Source organism: Mesorhizobium sp. M7A.F.Ca.CA.002.04.1.1 (assembly GCF_004022805.1).
In the GTDB taxonomy this organism is placed as follows: Bacteria; Pseudomonadota; Alphaproteobacteria; order Rhizobiales; family Rhizobiaceae; genus Mesorhizobium; species Mesorhizobium ciceri.
In genome coordinates this window covers 1-3,271 of sequence record NZ_RZPL01000653.1, presented here as the reverse complement: position 1 = coordinate 3,271, position 3,271 = coordinate 1, and the positions used below count along the sequence as shown (strand labels likewise).

Genomic DNA, 3,271 nt, shown 5'->3' with positions numbered 1-3,271 from the left:
AGACAGTCCCCGGCGACCACCAGCAACCGGCTGCGAGCCGCACTTTTACCGCGTCGCTGACCACTGCGGCGCGGATCAAACCGCCGTGTAGACGCGGGCGCAAATCTTGACATTTTCAGCCACGGCACAATCTTTCGATTTAGGGGGTTCTCTTAGTCGGCTTTGGCCGAAGTTCGTGTATCCGCATGCCAAGTTTGAAAAGCCATGTCGTGTCTTTTGTCTTGCGGCACAGCCGTAAGCAGGCATTTGCCAGTCCGGAAAATCTGCAGCGCTGGATCGCGGCCGCGCGCAAGACCGAGAACCACCGGCCGCCCGCCTCGCTACACCAGCGTCTCGATATCGAGATGCATACGGTCGGTGGCTTCCCCGTATACGAAATCCCACCCAAGTCCGGCGAACAGAAGCGGATTCTCTACTTGCACGGCGGCGCCTATGTCTTTGAAATCACGCCCTATCATTGGCACCTGATTGCCGACATGGCGGATCGGTTGGGCTACGCAATCACGGTGCCGATCTATCCAATTGCCCCCGAACATGATTTCCACGCCATGTTCGGGATGGTTGGCGATGTTTACCGGCAGATGCTCGCCGAGACGGAGGCCGAGGACATCGTCTTCATGGGCGATTCCGCCGGCGGCAACATGGCTGTGGTGCTGACCATGATGGCCGCCGAAGAAGGACTGTCCCTGCCGTCACGACATGTGCTCATTTCGCCGGGTCTCGACGTGTCGCTCACCAATCCCGCAGTGTTCGAGGCGGAACGCAACGACCCTTGGCTGGGCATAGCTGGCGGACGAGAGGCGATTCGTCTGTACAGTGCCGGCATCGATCCCAGCGACTGGCATATCAGCCCGGTCTATGGAGATCTGTCAGTGCTGCCAAGAACACTGCTTTTGACTGGCTCGCGCGATCTTTTGACGCCCGACAATCTGATCTTCGCGGAAAAAGCCCGCGCCGCCGGCGTTGAAATCGATCTTGTCTATGAGGAAGGCATGTTCCACGTCTGGCCGCTGATCGACATGCCGGAGGCCCGGCGCGCCCGCGAGCGCATCGTCGAATTTCTCGGGGAGAGCCGGATCGTGCAAGACACGAGACTAAGGCCTGAACAGCGCCCCGCCGAAGCGGCGGAGTAGCTCTATATTGTCGTCCTTACCAGCCGGTCAGAACTTGCCGGTTTCCCGGAACACTTCGAAGGTCGCGCGGATGTGGTCGGCGACGGCCTTGACCGGCGCGCTGGCGTCCGGCGCCACCACCATCGCCAGATTGTAGGTGCCGATGTCGGGCATGCCGTCCTTCGGGCAGAGTTCGACCATGTCGTTGCCGAGAAACGACTTCGGCAGCGGCGCCACGGCGAGATCGGACATGATCGCGGCGCGCTGGCCGGCCGTGTGCGCGCTCATATAGGCGATGCGGTAGTTGCGGCCCTCGCGGCCAAGCGCATCGAGCGCTCCGGCGCGCCAGGCGCAGCCCTCTTCCCAAAGCGACACCGGCAGCGGCTCGCGCAGATGCGCGCAGCCGCCCTTGGCGCCAGCCCAGACGATCGGCTCGGTCAGCAGCACCTCGGCGCCGAGCGCGCTGGTCTTGTAGGAATTGGTCAGCAGCGTGATGTCGAGCGCCCGGTCGTCCATGCGCCGGCGCAGATTGCTGCTCTGGTCGATGGTGACGTCGACGGCGATCGACGGATGCGACTGCGCGAAACGCTTCAGCACATGCGGCAGCACGCGCTCGCCGTAATCGTCCGGCGAACCAAGCCGCACGACACCGACAATCTCGGGAATGATGAACTTCGACACCACCTCGCGGTTGATCGACAGCAGCCGGCGGGCATAGCCGAGCAGCATCTCGCCGTCCGTGGTCAGCGACACCGAGCGGGCGTCGCGCGCGAACACGGAGCGGCCGAGAATGTCCTCCAGCTTCTTGATCTGCATGGAGACGGCCGAAGGCGTGCGAAAGACGGCATTGGCGGCGGTGGTGAAGCTGCCGGTCTCGGCAATCGCCACGAAAGTGCGCAAAACGTCGAGATCGAGCAGTGGCAGCGGATGATTGAGCGGGGCGTTCATGGCAACCGACCTTCAATTTTTCTGATACAAAACATCACTCCATTTCGTTTGATTGAACATCAGATTGGGAGGATAGTCAACTCCATCGAATGAGGCAGCTGCCACAAGCAGCCATGAAACGACCCCGACACAGACCTGCATTCGACACGAAATGAAGTTGAAACAAACCCGACGTAACCAACGCGCTGTCTGGCACCCGCCAGCCACCAAAGGAGAAAGAAATGTCTATCCTGTCGTCTCTTGGTCGCATCGCGACCGAATTCAGCGCGGCACGCGCCCGCTACCAGACCGAGCGCGCCATCCGTTCCTTGCCGATCGAACTGCAGAAGGATATCGGCTGGCCTGAGGCTTCCGACACCAAGACCGGTACTCGCAATGGCATCGGATCCTGGGCTGGAGCAAAGTAGATCGTGTGTACTATGTGCTGAAGGCCTGCCGCGCGAACCGCCCGGCAGGCCTTCTTTATTTTATTTGTATACAAATGAGTTTTGGAGCCATGTCGCCAACGCATGACGCATATGAGAAAGCCGCATAGCAGCTCCTGTTTTCACTTAATGTCTTGTAAATGATCGTAAATTTTGAGCACCTTGCCCAAATCTGTCGCAATCGATGTCGCATTTCATATCAAGCGGTTCGCTTTTGCGATTTAGTTTCTGCTTACACAAGCCTATATCAGCGCCAGCAAACGAGCTGCCCCACTCCATCAAGCGAAGGCGACCCGTCTGAGCAACCGAATGGAGATGATTATGAAGCTTTTTGCCCGCCTCTTTGCCCGCCGCGAAATGAACCTGACCACCGCTCTCGAGCGTCAGCGTCTCGCCAACACCATGCCCGGCCAGACTGGCGCCATGAATGCGGCGCGCCTCGGCTTCGTCGCCTGAAGATTTTCCAGGCAGCGCATCCCTGCCGCTGCTTTAAAACTGCAACGCCGCCTGCCTCCAGCCAGAGCGGCGTTTTTGTTCTGCGCACAGGCTGTACGCTGCCTGTCCCTTGAACAGTTCGTGCCACTTCCGGGCCCCGCTGCACGCCGATTGCCCATTTGCGACCCATGTCGCAAATTTAATCTTGTCGTAGCGGCGTAGCCGATTGACAGACATGGTTTTTCCTGATGTCGCTATGCTATTCGCGACATCCTGTTCGCGCCATGGCTGTGTGAGGTTCCCTTGAACGCCGTAAAGCATCCGATCAAGCGGTCGTTTGTATTCTTCCTG

At 59.4% G+C, this 3,271-nt stretch carries 5 protein-coding genes; 3 read left to right on the top strand and 2 right to left on the bottom strand.

What is annotated here, in order from left to right:
- The first annotated feature begins 185 nt into the window (after positions 1-185).
- Positions 186-1,133 (top strand): alpha/beta hydrolase, encoded by a 948-nt coding sequence (locus ENZ75_RS26175; RefSeq protein WP_024501316.1) that lies wholly within the window; start codon positions 186-188, stop codon positions 1,131-1,133.
- A gap of 27 nt (positions 1,134-1,160) precedes the next feature.
- On the opposite strand, the gene ENZ75_RS26170 is transcribed toward ENZ75_RS26175, so the two are convergent.
- A complete protein-coding gene (locus ENZ75_RS26170; protein ID WP_013531163.1) occupies positions 1,161-2,060 on the bottom strand; it encodes a LysR substrate-binding domain-containing protein in 900 nt (299 codons plus the stop codon).
- A gap of 221 nt (positions 2,061-2,281) precedes the next feature.
- On the opposite strand from ENZ75_RS26170, the gene ENZ75_RS26165 reads away from it, so the two are divergent.
- Positions 2,282-2,467, top strand: a complete 186-nt coding sequence (locus tag ENZ75_RS26165; RefSeq protein WP_013531162.1) for a hypothetical protein — start codon at positions 2,282-2,284, stop codon at positions 2,465-2,467.
- 339 nt (positions 2,468-2,806) lie between these two features.
- The gene (locus ENZ75_RS35675; RefSeq protein ID WP_013531161.1) at positions 2,807-2,941 is read left to right on the top strand and encodes a hypothetical protein; all 135 of its coding nucleotides are present in this window, start codon (positions 2,807-2,809) and stop codon (positions 2,939-2,941) included.
- A 33-nt stretch (positions 2,942-2,974) separates the two neighbouring features.
- On the opposite strand, the gene ENZ75_RS34735 is transcribed toward ENZ75_RS35675, so the two are convergent.
- On the bottom strand, positions 2,975-3,271 hold a 297-nt coding region (locus tag ENZ75_RS34735; RefSeq protein ID WP_206617104.1), incomplete at its 5' end, for a hypothetical protein.